Origin of the sequence: Thalassococcus lentus (genome assembly GCF_028023555.1) — a bacterium.
GTDB classification, from domain to species: Bacteria; Pseudomonadota; Alphaproteobacteria; order Rhodobacterales; family Rhodobacteraceae; genus Thalassococcus_A; species Thalassococcus_A lentus.
In genome coordinates this window covers 141,221-158,249 of sequence record NZ_JAQIOY010000009.1, presented here as the reverse complement: position 1 = coordinate 158,249, position 17,029 = coordinate 141,221, and the positions used below count along the sequence as shown (strand labels likewise).

Here is a 17,029-nt window from a genome sequence, read left to right as displayed (position 1 = left end):
CCTGCCTCGCTTGAGCTCCGCAAAGGCTCCGCTCAGCAGGCCTTGACCGCAAACATATCAACAGAAAGAAACAGGAACGGATTCTACACCTGAACGGCCCGGATCAGGGGGCTGGGTCAGATTGTACCGAGCGGGCAGTCTGTTTCGTCCTCTCATCTCGGGTCATGCTGGAACGCGAATGCCACTCATCGTTCGACATCGCTGATCGTCAATGCGTCCAACAATTCCTGAGCGCAAAATAAGTCTAAACACCCAACCGGGTGTTGTTCATTTCCGCAAAGACATTGAAAGTATTTGGAGGCGAGTACCGGAATCGAACCGGTGTACACGGATTTGCAATCCGCTGCGTCACCACTCCGCCAACTCGCCGAAGTGAACTGCTGCTTAGGACCTATCTGCCGGGTCGTCAAGCAGCTATCTGCCGTCTTAGGGCTGTCATTAACTTGAGGGCTTTCGGTGCGAAATGACGCAAGATTGAGCAATAATTTGACGATTGGCGTCATTGCTCACTGGGCTGTTGTGTGGCACAACGAAACCTACAATTCTGAACGGATGAGTTTAGTACATGACTGACTTCGCCACCCGCCGACGTATGATGGTCGACACGCAAGTGCGCCCTTCTGACGTGACCGAGTTTCCAATCATTGATGCCATGCTGAACGTGCCGCGCGAAGCGTTTGTGCCGCGGGATCGCATTGAAGCCGCCTATGCCAGTGACAGCGTTCCGCTGGGTGGCAATCGCGTAGTTCTGGACCCGCGTGGATTTGCCAAGATGTTGGATGCATTGAATCTTTCCAACAGCGACCTTGTCCTCGATGTCGGTGCTGGCCTTGGGTATTCCTCGGCCATCATCGCTCGGATTGCCGAAGCCGTGGTCGCCGTCGAAGACGATCCTGCCCGGGTATCCGAAGCGCAGGCGGCGCTTGCCGAACATCACGCAGACAACGTGATTTTGCACGAGGCGAGCCTGGTGGAAGGTGCGCCAGAGCATGGCCCTTATGACGCGATCATCATCGAAGGGGGCGTTGAACAGGTGCCCGAGTCGCTGATTGCGCAGCTCAAGGATGGTGGTCGTATGGTCTGCATCTTTATGGATGACGCGTTGGGCACGGTTCGGACTGGGCACAAGTCCGATGGTGTCGTGACCTGGCGCTATGCGTTCAACGCAGGCGCGCCGGTTTTGGATGGATTTGAAAAGTCACATGAATTCGCGCTCTGACATGTAATCGGGCATAGGGGCAAGCTCAGGAGGCTGTAGTATTGGTGCAGGCAGGTAGAAGATTTGCAAAAGCTGTTTCTGTGGCTTTGACCCTTATGGCGGTATCGGCTCAAGCGCAGGCTGAAACATTGGCGGATGCCTTGACATCAGCCTATCGCCACAGCGGGTTGCTGGAGCAAAACCGTGCAACTCTGAGGGCCGCTGATGAGGATGTGGCCCAAGCGATCGCGGCTCTTCGTCCGGTTGTGTCCTGGGCTGGCGATGTGACACGGACATTTGGTGTCACTGGTGCGTTCCGCCCATCGACGACCTTCGTCGGGGGCATTCCTGTAACAACGAGCCAGTTTTCGGCGGCTGGATCGGCGTCAACCACGGCCAGCATCAATGTTCTGGCGCAAATCACCCTGTTTGATGGCGGCCGCAACAGGCTGGGGATCGATGTAGCCAAAGAAGCTGTCTTGGCGACACGCGCCGGTCTGGTGTCGGCGGAACAGCAGGTAATGTTCCGCGCCGTTCAGGCGTTCATGGAAATGCGCCGCGCGATTGAAACCGTCGCTCTGCGCCAGAACAACGTGCGGGTCATCAGGCAGGAATTGCGCGCCGCGCGGGACCGTTTCGAGGTCGGTGAAGTGACACGGACTGACGTGTCTCTGGCGGACGCGCGGCTTTCGGCTGCGCGCAGCGCATTGGCTGCTGCCGAAGGCCAGTTGCAGATCGCGATTGAAGAATATCGTGCGGCAATTGGTCGAAAGCCCGGCAAATTGGTTGCCCCACGCGGCTTGCCCAGATTGCCAGCCAATGTCGAAAACGCCAAGGCGATTGCTTTGCGGAACCATCCGGAGATGGTGCGTGCGCAGCGTTTGGTGGCTGCGAATGAACTGGGAATTGCTCTCGCCGAGGCGGCGGTTTCTCCGACCGTCACATTGGATGGCCGGTACGGGATCACGGAAAACATTGGTGCGCGCGGTTACAACCGCGGCGGTTCGATCGGATTGAACGCATCGGGCCCGATCTATTCGGGTGGCGCGTTGAATTCCGCCGTTCGGCAGGCGCGTGCAGAGCGCGATGCGGCTCGTGGCAGTTTGCACACGGCCCGTCACGATATTGCGCAAGCTGTGGGTAATGCATACGCCCAACTCAGGGTCGCAAGTGCCAGCCGAGACGCCTTCGAAGATCAGGTTCGCGCATCGACGGTGGCCTTCAGAGGGGTTCGCGAAGAAGCGAAACTGGGCGCACGTACGACGCTCGATGTTTTGGATGCGGAACAGGAATTGCTTGATGCACGCGCCAGCCTCGTTTCGGCGCAGGTTGATGAGATGATCGCCGGGTACGCGGTGCTCTTCACGCTGGGTCAGTTGACTGCCGATGATTTGGGTCTCGACGTGCCGCGGTATGATCCCGCCGAGTACTATAATCTGGTAAAAGATGCGCCTGCAAAGCTGTCAAAACAGGGTCGTGAATTGGACCGTGTCTTGCGTGCGATTGGAAAAGATTAGTTTTTTCAGCATCTGTTGTGAGAATCTCTCCCGGAGGGTAGAATGCTGCCTGAGGTGAGAGTGGAAAATAACAATGTCCGATCCAGTTACGAACGTTGAGATCGAGGATGTACTGTCCTCAATCCGCAGACTCGTTTCAGAAGACGCGCGCGCCAAGCCCAAGGCCGCGTCGCCCAAACTCGACCGTTTGGTGCTGACGCCTGCGCTTCGTGTTCAAGAAGATGCCGCAGAGCGAGAGGCCAATTCCGAAGCCGCTGACCAAAGTCCAGGGCCGGTATTGCTGACCGAGCCAAAGTTTGAGCCCGACACAGGTTCGGACGATCACGGTGAATCCGAGTCCTTGCTGGATAGTGTTGCGCGCACAAACTCAGAAGATTCGGCCCGCTCCAGTATCCTGACGTTGAATTCTGTCGACCGACTCGACGATGAAGTTTCCGATGAACAAGGCGACACCGATAACAGACTGGATTTGACCGCTGCCGATGACGAGCAGAGCGATGATGCCGGGGATGTCGACCAAGCCGAGCCCGCGGATTCCGGTTCGGCTGATTCAGCCAACGGCGTGCTCGCACAGTTGGTTGAGGAAGAGATTTCGCGTGTTCTGGAGGAGAAAGACGCTGAACCTGCGTTCCTTCTGGAAGACGAGGCCTTTGCACCGGATCAGGATGTTCCGGTCGATGAGATTGTCGAAGCTGCTGTGATCGATGCAGAAGCCGAGACTGTCGCAGAAGCGGAAGTAGAAGCCGAACCTGAAGCCCAAGCGGTGGCTGAAGCAGTTGTCGAGGATGAGCCGCAAGCAAATGCAGACGATACGGTCGGTGAAATGCCCGAACCTGATCATGAGCCTGCCAATCATGAACCACAGAGTCAGTCTTTGGAGACCAAGATTGCGGCCTTGGAACAAATGGTTGCCCAGAAAGACGAAGACTACGATGCCGACGGAGTAAGCGCTGCCCAGGCTGCATTTGTCCATCGGCCCGTCGAAACGCTGGAATGGCAGGACCACGAACAGTCGGATGATGACGCGGCTCAACAAGAGGAACCTGCCGTCATAAATGATCAGCCGGTGTCTGGACCCGCGCCTGTGGATGCACCGCCCACATGGTTCAGCGAAGACGCAGGTATGATCGACGAAGACATGCTGCGCGATATGGTGTCTGAAATTGTGCGCCATGAATTGCAGGGTGCCTTGGGCGAACGTATCACCCGCAATGTCCGCAAACTGGTACGCCGTGAAATCCACCGCGTCTTGATGAGCCAGGAATACGATTGATTGGTAGGCTAGGGTGAACACGCCTGCGCATTTGATTGTTGGCGCTGCTGCATTTGCCCGGCCTGGTGACCGCCGCGTAACCGGGCTGGCCCTATTGGGCGCCTTGTTGCCAGATTTGTCTCTTTACGTTTTGGCCGGAGCAGCTCTGTTCCTGTTTGGCATGCCACCCGGGCATGTATTTGGTACGCTTTATTTCTCGACCACTTGGCAAACGGTCTTTGCCATCGACAATTCGTTTGTCATTTGGGGGGCATTGTTCGCAGTTGGACTATGGAAAAAGTCAGCGGGCTTGATGGCTCTTGCAGGCGCTGCGTTGCTGCATCTGCTGCTAGACTTTCCGCTGCATCATGATGATGGACGCCCGCATTTCTGGCCTTTGACTAATTGGGTCTACGAAAGCCCGATCAGCTATTGGGATAGCCAACATCACGCCCGATGGGTCGCACCAATAGAAGCCGCTTTGGTGACTGTTTTGGCGGTGGGCATGCTTCGGCGCTTTTCCACATGGCCCATGCGCATATTGGTTGTCGTGCTGCTGGCCGCGGAAATCTGGGTCGTGCGCCAGTGGTTGTGGTTCTTTTAGAATAAAAAAAACGCGCCAGACTGGCGCGTTCTCAATTGGTTGTAACCGTTTGCTTAGCCTTAGGCAGCTTCGGCCTGCTGAGCAGCAGCATTGCGGCGCTCGCTTTCTTCGCGCGACAGCGCGACAGAGGTACGAACACCTTTGGCAACGAATTCCATGAGTCCTTTGACTACGCGTTCGTTCGGGTCAATCCCGGCGCAGCTCAGAACTTCACGGCCATCACGAGAGCGGGCCCAACGAGCAATCTGCTCGGGTCCGTTGCCGTATTTCTTGTCGTCGGCGATCGCATCATCCAAAGCGGCCAGCACAACAGCCGCAAAAAGCTTGCGGGAGCGGTTGCCCTGCTCTGAATTAAAGGCGGTGCCGTCAACGAAATCTTTCATGATTTGACCTTTGTTTTTTGGCTCTTGTCTTTTTAGGCGTGACGCGGGTTATGACCGATTCAGAACGATTCGGATACCCTCAAATTGCATAGCACCCATGCGCATAGCGAATATCTTTCTGCAAATGCAGCACGATATTTCGTTGTCTTGTCAGGGGTACACTGGGCAGATATAGGAACTGACAACAAATCATCAACCTTTTGCCATGGTTTTGACACATGCCTAAAATCAACGGAAACGAGATCCGCCCCGGGAACGTGCTTGAGCACAACGACGGACTGTGGGCGGCTGTAAAGGTCGATCACGTAAAGCCCGGCAAGGGCGGTGCCTTTGCTCAGGTCGAACTGCGCAACTTGCGCAATGGCTCAAAGCTGAACGAACGCTTTCGTTCCGCTGACAAAGTCGAACGTGTTCGGCTGGAACAGAAAGACATGCAGTTTCTGTATGAAGACTCTGGCCAGCTGATTTTTATGGACACCGAAACCTACGATCAGGTGCAGCTTGCCGCGGAGATTCTGGGCGATCGTCGCCCATTCCTGCAGGACGGCATGACCATCGTCGTCGAATTCTACGACGCAGAAGCGCTGAACGCGACGCTACCACAAAAGGTGACTTGCCAGGTCGTTGAGACTGAGCCGGTTGTCAAAGGTCAGACCGCTGCAAACAGCTTTAAGCCTGCTGTTCTGGACAACGGTGTGCGTGTCTCTGTGCCGCCTTTTGTTGCGCAGGATGAGATGATCGTCGTGAACACCGAAACCATGGAATATTCGGAACGCGCATAACCCGCGCGGCCGAACCTTCCCCCGTGCATTCGCCGGGGGAAATCGATCTCAGAAAGCCTCCGGCATTCAGCCAGGAGGCTTTTTTATGTTTGAGATTGTCGATGCGATGCCGCGACAGGTTTTACGCTTGTTTCGGGGGCTCCACACCTACCATGCCGAGCGATTGCCACATGTCTTTCACGCGCATGGGCAGGATCATGAATATCTCCAAATACTGGAAGATCTGTCGGGCCGGGGCGCGTTCATGTTTGGACATTGCGCAGGTTGGGGGTTGGTTTGTTATGCATTGGTTATTCCGCAAAACCGCCCTTTAGGCCCGTTGCATCAAAAGGCTGACCATATCTTTATTGATCATCTCTATGTGGCGCCCAGCGTGCGCGGGCGTGGATTGGCGCGCGCACTTATCGAGCATTTGGAAGACTGGATGACGTGCAATGGTTATTGCACCTGGGCTGTCAGCCATCATGCCTTCAATCAACAGGCCGAGCAGCTGTATCGCTCGGCTGGCGCATCACCTGCTGTTCTGGTGCATCACAAAACGCTGGTTCTCGAGCAATCAGGTATTGTTCAAGCGCAGCAATGCGCCATCGGCCATCATTTCTGATTGCGCCCGGTCAAACCGCAGGTAGGCGATCCCCTGTCCGCCTGACTGCGTGTAGAGCGTGCCCACCGCCTTGTCGTTTGCGGTGATCTCGGTGCCGACGTCGGCGCTGCCGTCCACTGTGACAGTTGCCAGACCCTTGCGCAGTTCGGTCTTGTGTTTCATCCGGGCTGTCACCTCCTGTCCGACGTAACAGCCTTTGCGAAAATCGACTCCATTGAGCCGTTCAAACCCGGCTTCGAGGATGAAAGTGTCTGGTCCCAGTTCGATCCCGGATTGCGGCACGCAGGCTGCGACCCGGATTGCGTCCCAGTCTACATCTTGTCCTGGCTGATCATCGTAGCCGCGCCAGCCAAGGCTGGGATGGCGGGGGTCTTCAAACGCGCCTGACGGGGGTTCACCCAGACCGCGTGTGACTTGGCGATCCGTCATTTCCAGATCAACGGCGGATCGCAGTTTGTACATGGTCAGCCTTTGCAGCAGCCCCGCCGCCAAATCGGCGTGCACGTCGATCAGGATGTTTTCGCCGCTGGGCACCAAAAAGAAGTCAGCGATCAGTTTGCCTTGTGGCGTAAGCATCGCCGTGTAGACCAGCCCCTCTGCCAGCTTGTTTACGTCATTGCTGATGAGACCCTGCAGAAAGTCGCGGGCGTCTGCCCCACCCACACGGATGACTTGTCGTTCGTCGTGCATTTTTGGTTTCCCCAACGCTGGTTGTTTCTCATATAGACCGGGGCAGGGAGACCAACCAGACCCATGCGAGCACCAATTTCCGTTATCATTCCGACTCTGAATGCAGCAGATCGTCTACCGGCCTGTTTGGGCGCCTTGGGTGAAGGTCTCGCAGAAGGCCTGATCCGTGAGTTGATCCTGTCTGACGGCGGCTCATCTGACGAAACCCTGAGCATCGCGGCCAGCGCCGGGGCCGAGGTCGTGACAGGTGCGGCATCGCGTGGTGGGCAGCTGCGCCGGGGCGTCTCTGCGTCGCAGGGCGATTGGGTTTTGCTGCTGCACGCTGACACGGTTCTGGATAGTGGTTGGACCAAGCCAGTGAAAGCGGCCCTGATGGCACCCGACGCCTATCATTTCCGGCTGGCCTTTGATGCGCCTGGTTTCGCCGCACGAACAGTCGCGGGTTGGGCCAATATGCGATCGCGCCTGTTTGGTTTGCCTTATGGTGATCAGGGGCTCTTGTTGCCCCGCGTAATCCTGCAGGATGTTGGCGGTATTCCGGACATCCCTTTGATGGAAGACGTGGCGTTGGCGCGCAGTTTGCGACCTCGGTTGAGGGCCCTTGATGCAACGGCGATCACGTCCGCCGAGAAATACCAAAAACAGGGCTGGATCCGCAGAGGTAGCAAAAACCTAACCACGTTGCTGCGCTATCTTGCCGGAACCAATCCAGAGCGACTGGCCGTGGCGTACCGCAAGTCCTGAGTTCGGCTATTCGTCGTTGAACTGCAACGCGTAGAGCGCCTTGTATGGTCCCTCACGGGCGATAAGCTCATCATGGGTGCCTTCATCAACCACGCGGCCTGCATCCATTACCACGATCTTGTCTGCATTGCGGACAGTGGACAGCCGGTGGGCGATGACCAGCGTTGTGCGCCCTTTCGATAGGCGTTCGAGCGCTTCCTGCACAATGGTTTCAGATTTGGCATCCAGCGCGCTTGTGGCTTCGTCCAGCAGCAGGATGGGTGTGTCGCGCAGGATCGCGCGCGCAATGGCAACGCGCTGACGCTGACCGCCTGAAAGGTTGGACCCTCTGGGCCCGACCGGGCTATCAAGACCTTGCTCCAGTCTTGGCACGAAGTCGGAAACATGGGCGGCCTGCAAGGCACTGTGCAAATCCTGCGTCTCAACTTCACGCCCCAGAACAATGTTTTCCAAAAGCGTTTCGTCGAACAGCAACGCTTCTTGGCTGACGACGGAAATCATCTGCCGCAAATCTTCGATGCGCATCAGATTAACCGGGATCGATCCGACCTCGATCACGCCACTTGCGGGGTCCACCAAACGGGTAAGCAAGTTGAAAACGGTTGTCTTGCCCGCACCGGACGCGCCGACCAGAGCGGTGGTTTTGCCAGCTTCCGCCCGAAAGCTCAGACCATTGAGCACAGGTGCATTGCCGTAGGACAATTCAACATTGTCCAGAATGATTTCGGGAACGCCGTTCGGTGCTGGCATTGGGTCTGACGGGTCCCTGAGGGCCGGGCGTGTTTCCAGAACTTCCTTGATGCGTTCGATGCTTGCCGCTGCAACCTGCCAGACACCGCTGACCGCGCCCAAACGGCGCAACGGTTCAAAGGCAAGGCCGATGGCCGTAAAGAAGGCCATGAAGTCGCCAACGGTTTTTTCGCCGTCGAGGATTTCACTGCCGCCATAGAACAGCACTCCGACAAAGCCGATGCCTGACATAACGTCGATCAGCCCCGGCAAAGATGCCTGACCGGCTGCCGACCGTGTTTCAAGACGCACGCGCTGGCGCGTCAGATCCCCGTATTTTTCGGATTGGTAATTTTCGAGTGTGTTCAGTTTGACAGCGGTGATGCCGTGGAAAATCTCGTTCAGACGCGTGGACAGGCGGGCTGCAACATCACGCACCGTGCGGGCATTGCCCCGGACAAAACGTTGCAGAAACACCGTCGGACCAATCAGCAGTGGCGCGCCCAGAAGCGCCACCAGCGTCCAGCGCCAATCGATGGAAAGCGCCACGCCGAACAGTGATATCAGGGCAATGACATCCCGTCCTGCGCCGGTGATCAAAGTGCTCCAGACCTTGGCGATCGAGTTTACGTCGCCTTCGACGCGTTGGATCAGATAGCCGGGTCCGTAGTGCTGGTGGAAACTGGTGTCCAACCGCATCAGGTGGGCCAGCATATCCTGTCGCAGATCGCCCATTGTCAGTTGCGAGACACGGGTGAGGATGACTTTTTGAATGACGCTGGCAAAGGCCCGCGTCACGAAAATGCCCATGACGATCAATCCGACCCACACCAATGCGTCCCGGTTTCCCCCGACGAACACGTCGTCAAACATGGGTTTCATCATGTAGCTGAGCATGCCGAACATGGATCCCTCAATCGCCATGAAGAGCATGGCAATCGCCATGAGCCCGGCATAGCGTTTGAGGTACCCGCGCCAAAGCCAGCGCAGTAAACCTTTTGAGGATGGCTCTGTCACTGGATCATGACCTTGGCTGTCTCAAGTGCCGGGCGGCTATTGTCCCAGCCGTATTGAAGATGCTTGGCTTTGTATTCGGTTCTGATCCATTGCTCAAAACCAATATCGCCTTGTGTCAGTCGTGCCTCGTAGACGTCCAGCACATAGTCCTGAACACCGGTTTTGGTAAAGTCGAGATGGATGTACTTCAGGCCAAGTTGTTTGCGGGCGACTTCTACTGGCTGTCCGTCAAAAACCAACTGGTACATGGCGGCAACGAATCCGGCCCGATCCGCACCGGACTTGCAATGGAACATCAATGGGCGTTCTGCGGCTCTGATCGCTTCGATCACATCGACGATACGGCTGCGCGGCGCTGCTTCGCGGGCCCACAGCTTGGCATTGACCAAGGTCAGCCCGAGCGCTTCGCAACTTTCTTTTTCGAAGAGGTAGTGCGCGTGCTTGTCTTCGCCGCGCAGGTTCACGACGGTTTTGATGCCCATTTGCGCATATTTTTCGAACCGCGCATGCGTCGGCTGGTTGGACCGCCAGACACCGGGTGCTACGGGCCAGAAATTCGTCCACAGAACGCGCAGAAATGCATGGTCAAACAGGTGATAGTGCAGTCGGGCCCAACGGCGACCGGACGGGGAGGTGATATCCTTGCCCCAGGACCGCCGAAAGCGGCGTTCAGCCTGTTCAACCCGGCTCCAGAGTTTGGCCAGCATTCCAATATCCTATCGGTTTGACTGTGTTCGCAGCCATCAGGCGGGGTTTAGAGGCTGAGCCGCCTGCTGGCAAGCGCGGCGCCAGCTGCAATACGCCGATTGACGGCGCGTTCCGCATAGCTAGGTTGGGCGTCAGACAGGGCGTGATTTGCGCCATAGGAGTTCCTGCAATGACATTGTCCAACGGACGCCAGTATCTGGCTATTCCCGGTCCTTCGGTCATGCCTGATGCCGTGTTGCAAGCCATGCATCAGGCGGCCCCGAATATCTATGAAGGCGCGTTGCCAGAGATGGTCGCGACCCTGATCCCCGATCTTCGTTATGTGGCAAGGACCAGCGGGCAGGTTGCGATCTACATTGCAAATGGGCACGGCGTTTGGGAGGCAGCGCTCGCCAATACGGTTGCCCCGGGCGAAAAGGTGCTGGTGCCTGCCTGTGGTCGTTTTGCCTATGGCTGGGCGGACATGGCCGAGGGCATGGGAATCGAGGCCGATATTCTGGATCACGGGATCAAGACGCCGATTGATCCGGAACGGGTGCGCGCGGCTTTGGCTGCGGACAAAAACCATGAAATCAAGGCTGTCCTTGCCGTTCATGTCGATACCTCCAGCTCGGTTCGCTCTGAAATTGCGCCACTCCGGGCCGTTTTGGACGAATTGGGGCATCCGGCGTTGCTGATGGCGGACTGCATCGCGTCGCTGGGGTGTGATCGGTTTGAGATGGACGCATGGGGCGTGGACGTCATGATCACCGGTTCGCAAAAAGGGTTGATGACACCGCCGGGTCTTGGCTTCGTGTTCTTCAATGATCGAGCTGATGCCGTTCGGAAATCGATGCCGCGGGTGTCTCGGTACTGGGATTGGTCGCCGCGGGCGAACCCTGAGGTATTCTACCAGTATTTCGATGGAACTGCGCCCACGCATCACCTGTTCGGGCTGCGTGCTGCCTTGGACATGATCAAATCCGAAGGGATCGAGGCCATCTGGCAGCGCCATGAATCACTGGCGCGCGCAATTTGGGCCGCATGTGATGTTTGGGCAGACGGTGGACCATTGACGCTGAACATCGCGGATCCGGTCAATCGCAGTCATGCCGTGACCGCCGCGCGCCTTGGCGCGCCCAATGGCAGCCGACTGCGCGAATGGACCGACAAAAACGGTGGTGTGACTTTGGGGATAGGATTGGGCATGTCCGAACCTGATGACCCCAACGGCACCGGGTTTTTCCGCTTTGGTCACATGGGGCATGTGAATGCACATATGATTTTGGGCATGCTCGGCGTTGTGGAGGCCGGACTCGGCGCATTGGAAATTCCACACGGACAGGGGGGCGTCAGCGCCGCCGCGTCAGTGATTTCGCAATCCGTGCAGACCTGATGCTGTCTAGTCTGGTGCGTTTTTTCCGCGCGACGTGATGTAGATTGCGTGACGTCTTCGGGCAATTTCGATCCGGGTGATGGCGTGGTTCAGGATCGCCCCCAGAACCATGACGGCCCCGATGCCCCAGGCGGTCCACACTGCGCCGAATATCCACAAAAGATTGACGAACAAGAGCACCATGTTTGCGGTCGTGTAGTCCTCGACCCGTTTGGGATGGTTGCTGTCCATCATGGCAGTGTCCTTTCGCAGTGCCCTTGCCCGTGACAGAATAGCGCAGTTTCTGCGTCTGTCAGGTCACTTTTGCGAAAAGCCTGAGTGTGACTGCCGTCTTAAGGCTTTGATGCTCGGTCCAGCGCGGCGGGTAGTGCTTCTGCAAAGGCGGCAATGTCCTCTGGTTTCCCTGCGCTGACACGGATGCACCGATCCTGTGGGGCCACAAACGGCATTCTGACAAAAATGCCAGATTCGACCAAAGCTGCCAGCACAGCTCGGGCGTAGTCTCCGTCTTTTCCGCAATCCAGCGCCACGAAATTTGTTGCAGACGGCAGGGCGGTCAGCCCGTGGCCAGCAGCGATCTTTGCGATTTCATTGCGCGCGCTGGAGACCTTGGAAACAACCTCTTGCAACCACGCCTGATCGCCGAGGGCTGCCAAGGCGCCAGCCTGCGCTGCCCGGTTCATCCCGAAATGATTGCGCACCTTGTCAAAGGCCCGGATCAAAGCACTTGCGCCACATGCATAACCAACGCGTGCGCCGGCCATGCCGTATCCTTTCGAGAAGGTGCGAAACCGAATGACGCGGGGGTCTTCGGGATCGATTTTCGGGGCTGTCCCGGCAGGCGCAAATTCTATGTAGGCCTCGTCAAGCACAAGGACGGTGCCGTCGGGGATCTGATCCAGTGCTTTTTCGATATGCGCCGCGTCGTACCAAGTGCCCATCGGGTTGTCCGGGTTGGCGAGATAAACCAGTTTGGCGTTCACCTCGGCGGCCTTGGACAAAAGAGCGTCGATATCTTCGTGATCGTCCTTGTAAGGCACTTTGTGAAGAACGCCGCCGAAACCGGCCACGTGGTAATTGAACGTGGGGTAGGCGCCATCGGACGTAACCACCGTGTCCCCTTGTTCCACCAGTAGTCGCACAATGTACCCCAGAAGTCCGTCAATGCCTTCGCCGACAATGATATTGTCGGTGGAGCATCCCATATCGGCTGCCAATGCGTGTTTCAGATCGTGGTTAGTCGGGTCCGCATATTTCCAGATTTCGGCAGATTCTGCCTGCATGGCGGCAATCGCCTCGGGAGATGGTCCGAAAACGGATTCATTTGCACCAATGCGGGCGCGGAATGGCCGGCCCAAGGTCCTTTCCTGAACTTCGGGGCCGACAAAAGGCACGGTTTCCGGGAGGGATTGAATCAGGGCAGGGTATCTAGGTCCGGTCATGGATGTACTATGGCCAGCCCGCGCGCGGGTTGCAATTGGACATCACAATCCCCACATGAGAATCACTCGCAACAAAATGGAGGGCTGTCCATGCCCGCCCTGACGCGCCGCGGTTTTATCGCGGCAACGCTTGCCGCCGGTGCTGTACGCACCGTTCCGCAGATCGCGCTTCGACAGAAACGTGTTCTGACCTTGGTTTACGATAAAAGCATCGGCGCGATGCGCGCGATAGATCGCATCGTTCCCTAGAGTGCGAATCTGCTGGGATAGAAAGGTGAGAGGCTGGACATCGACCCAAGCGGGGCTCGTTGCGGCTGCTTCCTTCCGGACCTGACCGGGTTGGCGAGGCGCTTGCCCGCGCCAACCTCTCGGTGATCCATGTAAGGCAGGCCTGAGCGGATTGCAACGGCAGGCTTGGATCTGCGCTCTCGCTCTTTGGCAGGCGCTGGGATATGGCTGCAGGCATGACCGAAGCATTCGAGATTTTCGCCGCCGCTCCTCCGGGCCTCGAGCAAACACTGCGCGAGGAAGTGTTGGAGAAACACTTTGCGGAACCGGTATGTGTTCCCGGAGGTGTTACCTTCCAAGGCTCATGGGACGAGGTCGCCCGCGCCAATGTGCAGTTGCGGGGAGCAGGGCGAATCTTGGCCCGGTTTGCCTCATTCCGGGCATTCCATCTGGCGCAGCTGGACAAACGCGCGCGCAAAGTTGATTGGGCCGCACTGCTGCGCCCGGATATCCCGGTTCGCGTCGAAGCGGTCTGTCGCAAATCCAAGATCTACCACGACAGGGCAGCGCGCCAGCGAGTAGAGCGCGCGATTGCTGAAACAGCCGGTGTACCGTTGTCGAACGACGCTGAACTGCGCATTATGGTCCGGATCGAAGACGACCTTGTGACGCTCAGCATAGATACATCGGGCGATCCACTGCACAAACGGGGCCACAAAGAAGCGGTTGGAAAAGCGCCCATGCGGGAAACCCTGGCTGCTCTTTTCCTGCGCGAATGTGGGTATGCGGGGCAGGAACCTGTCATCGATCCCATGTGCGGCTCTGGAACATTTGTGATCGAAGCGGCGGAAATCGCGGCTGGTCTCGATCCGGGCCGAAGCCGCCGCTTTGCATTTGAGGATCTGGCGATTGCTGAGCGAATTTCAGTGACCAAGGCTGCTACGCCAAGCCCGGTTAAAGAGGGTTTGCTGTTTCGCGGTTACGATCGGGACGATGGCGCCATTCGAAACAGCCATGCCAATGCCGAACGGGCGGGCGTCGCTGAATTTTGCACGTTCACACGCCAGCCGATCAGCGAACTGCGCCGTCCCGAAGGTCCGCCAGGTCTGGTCATGGTAAACCCGCCCTATGGCGCGCGCATCGGCAATCGCAATTTGCTGTTTGGTCTCTACGGCTCGCTCGGGTCTGTTCTGAAAGAGCACTTTGGTGGCTGGCGCGTAGGCATTGTCACATCAGACGGTGGACTGGCCAAGGCCACCGGCCTGCCATTTGTTCCTGCCGGGCCACCCGTGGCCTTTGGTGGGTTGTCGGTCAAGTTGTACAGGACTGACGCGCTGCGCTGACTGAGTGTTTGGATCAGTCTTTCTTTAGGCCGCCCGGGCAGATGAACCTTGTGTACAGGCCATAGCAGTTTGCCGATCTTTCAAAGCCTTCCAACTCCAGCTTGGAATAGAGGTGACGGTCCTCAAAGGTCATTTCGATGCCTGAGCGCAACAAGTCATAACAGGTGTCCGGATTAAGCCGGCATCCCAGAAGTGCGGCGGTTTCGGCCCCGTTTTTGCCTTTTAGGTCTTCATTGGCCAAGGCAGTCATCAGTTGCACGCGCATCTCGGCCTCGGCGTCTTCTTGCGTGGGGTTTGTGACGTAGGCCGCCAATGCAGCCATTGTTGCCATGCCGAACAGGAATTTGAACATCGGTTACTCATTTCTAAACGTGGGTCCGCCAAAGGCGCGGTGCGCGTCAGTCTTACAGCATCAGTTCAAAGCGAGCAAAGCCATTGGAACTATCGCCAAGGTCATTCAGTTCAGGAAGGCAATCCAGCCGGGCGTAGTTGCGGGCATGTTTTCCTGTTTCGAAAACAGCGGAGGTGCCGGGAAGCGGGGAAAACCGCCAGGTTGGCTGGTCTGGGATGCGGTTGCTGCCAAATTCCGCGATGTGACTTTGTAACAACGAAAACACATCGGTTTCGGGTTCAAATATCACAATGTTGCGGTCGGAACCCAAATACCCTCCGCCACCAAAAGCACGAAAATCAGACATAGCCACGATAAACACGTCATCGGGTAAAACTGGTTTGCCTGCATGTTGGATGCTCGAAATTCGTTCGCCAGCCGGCCGCGAAATATCGATGGCATAGGTCAACCCTTCAAGGCTGTCGAAGAGATAGCCAGGCGTTGCGGGATTCAGCAACGTCTGCCGCGTTTGCCCGCGCCGAACGGTCAGAAATGTCTGCGCGGAACGCTCCAGCCAAGTGCGCAGGTCATCGCCGGTCAGGTGAACGGCGGCAAATCTATTTGGGTAGGGATAAAGTTGCAGCAAATGCCGAAGGGAAACTGGCCCGGGGGGGACATCGCAAAAATGGTCAGAGCCGTCAGGGCCGCCGCACTTGGTCGGGGGGACGGCCGCGAGGACTGGAACCCCATCGGCGTTGATGTCTGATAGGCGGCGCGCGGTGTGATCGCGCAAAACCTGTCCAATCAACCGTTCCGGCAAAGCACTGGTGATCCGCGAGAAGTAACTGTGCAAAGGGCGCGTCGTTTGACCCACCACTTGGCGCATTAATGCAGCGGTTGCCCGGTGGGCGGTCGCGAATTGGGCTGCAAAGGCTTTTGATGGTTCTACCTCTTCAGGCGTAAAGGCTGTAGATGAAGGCCGAACATTCGCCTGCGCCGAAACAAGGTTCCACGCGCCCTCTGTGCCATGCAGGTGCAGATCGATTAACCCCAGATGAGATCCGCTATGCCCGGCCTGGATGGCGACTCTGCCGAGTTGGGTGCCGGATTGGGCAAAGACTTCGTGGCTGTGACCGAGAATTACAGCGTCAATTTCAGGCGACCCAATCAACTGGTGTGCCAGCGAATTGGGGTCTTCCTTGGGTCGGTTTGCGCCGATCCCGGTGTGGGCCAGTACTGCGACAATATCTGCGCCTTCTGCCCGCAGCTTGCCCGCGGTTTCCCGTGTTGCGTGCATGCAGTCTTGGAGTTCGAGCCACGAGTTCGTGCGGTGCTGCAGCCCCATCATGACTTCGGGCGGCAACAAGCCAATAACGCCGATGCGAAGTTTGAAGCGTTTCCCGGTTTCATCCACCACTTCGCGGGTCAGGATTTCGCTGGTTGAGAATAGGGGTCTTGGAAGACCTAGCTTTGTTTCAGCGGCTTGTATGGCGTTGGTCAGAATGATCGGAAAATTCGCGTGTTCTACGGCTTTGCAGAGAACTTCTGTGCCGTAGTCGAAATCATGATTGCCCAGCCCGGCGGCGTCGTATCGCAGGGTATTCATCGCTGAAATGATCGGATGAGGCGTAGAACTATTGTTTTGTTCGCGTACTTGCTGCGCAAACATGAAGCCAGTGGCGGTCCCCTGTAGCAGATCGCCATTGTCCAACAGAATACAGTTTTCCGTTTCGGCCCGTGCTTGTTCAATCACCCCTGCCAATGCGGCGAGGCACGGATTGTCGTGCGGCGCATCCGTGTCGTAATCGTAGGGGGCCAAACTGGCATGCAGATCCGTTGTCGCCAGAATTCGCAATTGCACCGTTGTTTTCCGCGCAGGATTGGGAAGCGGGCAAGGCGTTTTCATTCGGGATCCAGACTGGCTTTTTTGCAATCTTAGATTGTCATGCATTCACGGCAACTAAAAGCCGCTAGGATCCAAGGGAGCGGTCGTACTCATCAATCGCGCAAATTCTATTCGCCTTTAAACGAACGCTAAGAAATTGTAGCTCTTCGAAAACGCTATATATCTTGGCCAGACCA

18 protein-coding genes, 1 tRNA gene and 1 other RNA gene are annotated in these 17,029 nt (G+C 57.1%); 10 read left to right on the top strand and 10 right to left on the bottom strand.

Annotation, left to right across the window (positions count from 1 at the left end; translation table 11 throughout):
• Nucleotides 1–295: 295 nt before the first annotated feature.
• Nucleotides 296–369, bottom strand: a tRNA-Cys gene (locus tag PFY00_RS17480).
• A gap of 196 nt (nucleotides 370–565) precedes the next feature.
• Between PFY00_RS17480 and PFY00_RS17475 the strand changes: the two genes are divergently transcribed.
• The 4 genes from PFY00_RS17475 to PFY00_RS17460 all read left to right on the top strand — a co-directional run bounded on the left by PFY00_RS17475 (nucleotide 566) and on the right by PFY00_RS17460 (nucleotide 4,571).
• Nucleotides 566–1,219: a protein-L-isoaspartate O-methyltransferase family protein gene (locus PFY00_RS17475; RefSeq protein WP_271433877.1), complete on the top strand. Its 654-nt coding sequence runs from the start codon at nucleotides 566–568 to the stop codon at nucleotides 1,217–1,219.
• 95 nt (nucleotides 1,220–1,314) lie between these two features.
• Nucleotides 1,315–2,715, top strand: a complete 1,401-nt coding sequence (locus PFY00_RS17470; protein WP_271433876.1) for a TolC family outer membrane protein — start codon at nucleotides 1,315–1,317, stop codon at nucleotides 2,713–2,715.
• Nucleotides 2,716–2,788: 73 nt separating this feature from the next.
• Nucleotides 2,789–3,988 carry a midas domain-containing protein gene (locus tag PFY00_RS17465; protein ID WP_271433875.1) on the top strand — a complete coding sequence of 400 codons (1,200 nt, stop codon included), beginning with the start codon at nucleotides 2,789–2,791 and terminating at the stop codon, nucleotides 3,986–3,988.
• A gap of 13 nt (nucleotides 3,989–4,001) precedes the next feature.
• Nucleotides 4,002–4,571 (top strand): cobalamin biosynthesis protein CobQ, encoded by a 570-nt coding sequence (locus PFY00_RS17460; protein ID WP_271433874.1) that lies wholly within the window; start codon nucleotides 4,002–4,004, stop codon nucleotides 4,569–4,571.
• Nucleotides 4,572–4,630: 59 nt separating this feature from the next.
• Here PFY00_RS17460 and PFY00_RS17455 read toward each other — a convergent pair whose 3' ends face one another.
• On the bottom strand, nucleotides 4,631–4,954 hold the full coding sequence (locus tag PFY00_RS17455; protein ID WP_271433873.1) for a DUF6280 family protein: 324 nt from the start codon (nucleotides 4,952–4,954) through the stop codon (nucleotides 4,631–4,633).
• A 218-nt stretch (nucleotides 4,955–5,172) separates the two neighbouring features.
• On the opposite strand from PFY00_RS17455, the gene efp reads away from it, so the two are divergent.
• Together efp and PFY00_RS17445 are read left to right on the top strand one after the other, a co-directional pair.
• Nucleotides 5,173–5,736, top strand: a complete 564-nt coding sequence (gene efp / locus PFY00_RS17450) for an elongation factor P (protein ID WP_271433872.1) — start codon at nucleotides 5,173–5,175, stop codon at nucleotides 5,734–5,736.
• An 85-nt stretch (nucleotides 5,737–5,821) separates the two neighbouring features.
• Complete coding sequence (locus tag PFY00_RS17445) at nucleotides 5,822–6,340, top strand: GNAT family N-acetyltransferase (RefSeq protein ID WP_271433871.1); 519 nt, start codon at nucleotides 5,822–5,824, stop codon at nucleotides 6,338–6,340.
• On the opposite strand, the gene ygfZ is transcribed toward PFY00_RS17445, so the two are convergent.
• Nucleotides 6,293–7,030 (bottom strand): CAF17-like 4Fe-4S cluster assembly/insertion protein YgfZ, encoded by a 738-nt coding sequence (ygfZ, locus tag PFY00_RS17440; RefSeq protein ID WP_271433870.1) that lies wholly within the window; start codon nucleotides 7,028–7,030, stop codon nucleotides 6,293–6,295. The genes PFY00_RS17445 and ygfZ overlap by 48 nt on opposite strands.
• A 63-nt stretch (nucleotides 7,031–7,093) precedes the next feature.
• Between ygfZ and PFY00_RS17435 the strand changes: the two genes are divergently transcribed.
• Nucleotides 7,094–7,774, top strand: a complete 681-nt coding sequence (locus tag PFY00_RS17435) for a TIGR04283 family arsenosugar biosynthesis glycosyltransferase (RefSeq protein WP_271433869.1) — start codon at nucleotides 7,094–7,096, stop codon at nucleotides 7,772–7,774.
• Between the two features lie 6 nt (nucleotides 7,775–7,780).
• Here the strand turns inward: PFY00_RS17435 and PFY00_RS17430 are convergent, their stop codons facing one another.
• The gene (locus PFY00_RS17430) at nucleotides 7,781–9,448 is read right to left on the bottom strand and encodes an ABC transporter ATP-binding protein (protein ID WP_271433888.1); all 1,668 of its coding nucleotides are present in this window, start codon (nucleotides 9,446–9,448) and stop codon (nucleotides 7,781–7,783) included.
• A 68-nt stretch (nucleotides 9,449–9,516) separates the two neighbouring features.
• Nucleotides 9,517–10,227, bottom strand: coding sequence for a fused DSP-PTPase phosphatase/NAD kinase-like protein (locus PFY00_RS17425; protein ID WP_271433868.1), 711 nt, complete (start codon nucleotides 10,225–10,227; stop codon nucleotides 9,517–9,519).
• A 170-nt stretch (nucleotides 10,228–10,397) separates the two neighbouring features.
• Here PFY00_RS17425 and PFY00_RS17420 point away from each other — a divergent pair, with 170 nt between their 5' ends.
• The gene (locus PFY00_RS17420) at nucleotides 10,398–11,603 is read left to right on the top strand and encodes a pyridoxal-phosphate-dependent aminotransferase family protein (RefSeq protein ID WP_271433867.1); all 1,206 of its coding nucleotides are present in this window, start codon (nucleotides 10,398–10,400) and stop codon (nucleotides 11,601–11,603) included.
• Between the two features lie 6 nt (nucleotides 11,604–11,609).
• On the opposite strand, the gene PFY00_RS17415 is transcribed toward PFY00_RS17420, so the two are convergent.
• Nucleotides 11,610–11,837, bottom strand: coding sequence for a histidinol phosphate aminotransferase (locus PFY00_RS17415; RefSeq protein WP_271433866.1), 228 nt, complete (start codon nucleotides 11,835–11,837; stop codon nucleotides 11,610–11,612).
• A 98-nt stretch (nucleotides 11,838–11,935) separates the two neighbouring features.
• Nucleotides 11,936–13,045: a pyridoxal phosphate-dependent aminotransferase gene (locus PFY00_RS17410; RefSeq protein ID WP_271433865.1), complete on the bottom strand. Its 1,110-nt coding sequence runs from the start codon at nucleotides 13,043–13,045 to the stop codon at nucleotides 11,936–11,938.
• Nucleotides 13,046–13,135: 90 nt separating this feature from the next.
• Between PFY00_RS17410 and PFY00_RS17405 the strand changes: the two genes are divergently transcribed.
• Complete coding sequence (locus PFY00_RS17405) at nucleotides 13,136–13,294, top strand: Tat pathway signal protein (protein WP_271433864.1); 159 nt, start codon at nucleotides 13,136–13,138, stop codon at nucleotides 13,292–13,294.
• Nucleotides 13,295–13,317: 23 nt separating this feature from the next.
• Here PFY00_RS17405 and ffs read toward each other — a convergent pair.
• An RNA gene (ffs, locus tag PFY00_RS17400) (signal recognition particle sRNA small type) lies at nucleotides 13,318–13,416 on the bottom strand.
• An 81-nt stretch (nucleotides 13,417–13,497) separates the two neighbouring features.
• On the opposite strand from ffs, the gene PFY00_RS17395 reads away from it, so the two are divergent.
• Nucleotides 13,498–14,616 (top strand): THUMP domain-containing class I SAM-dependent RNA methyltransferase, encoded by a 1,119-nt coding sequence (locus tag PFY00_RS17395; protein ID WP_271433863.1) that lies wholly within the window; start codon nucleotides 13,498–13,500, stop codon nucleotides 14,614–14,616.
• A gap of 13 nt (nucleotides 14,617–14,629) precedes the next feature.
• On the opposite strand, the gene PFY00_RS17390 is transcribed toward PFY00_RS17395, so the two are convergent.
• Nucleotides 14,630–14,968: a hypothetical protein gene (locus tag PFY00_RS17390; protein WP_271433862.1), complete on the bottom strand. Its 339-nt coding sequence runs from the start codon at nucleotides 14,966–14,968 to the stop codon at nucleotides 14,630–14,632.
• 52 nt (nucleotides 14,969–15,020) lie between these two features.
• Nucleotides 15,021–16,853: a 5'-nucleotidase C-terminal domain-containing protein gene (locus PFY00_RS17385; RefSeq protein ID WP_271433861.1), complete on the bottom strand. Its 1,833-nt coding sequence runs from the start codon at nucleotides 16,851–16,853 to the stop codon at nucleotides 15,021–15,023.
• Between the last annotated feature and the right edge of the window lie 176 nt (nucleotides 16,854–17,029).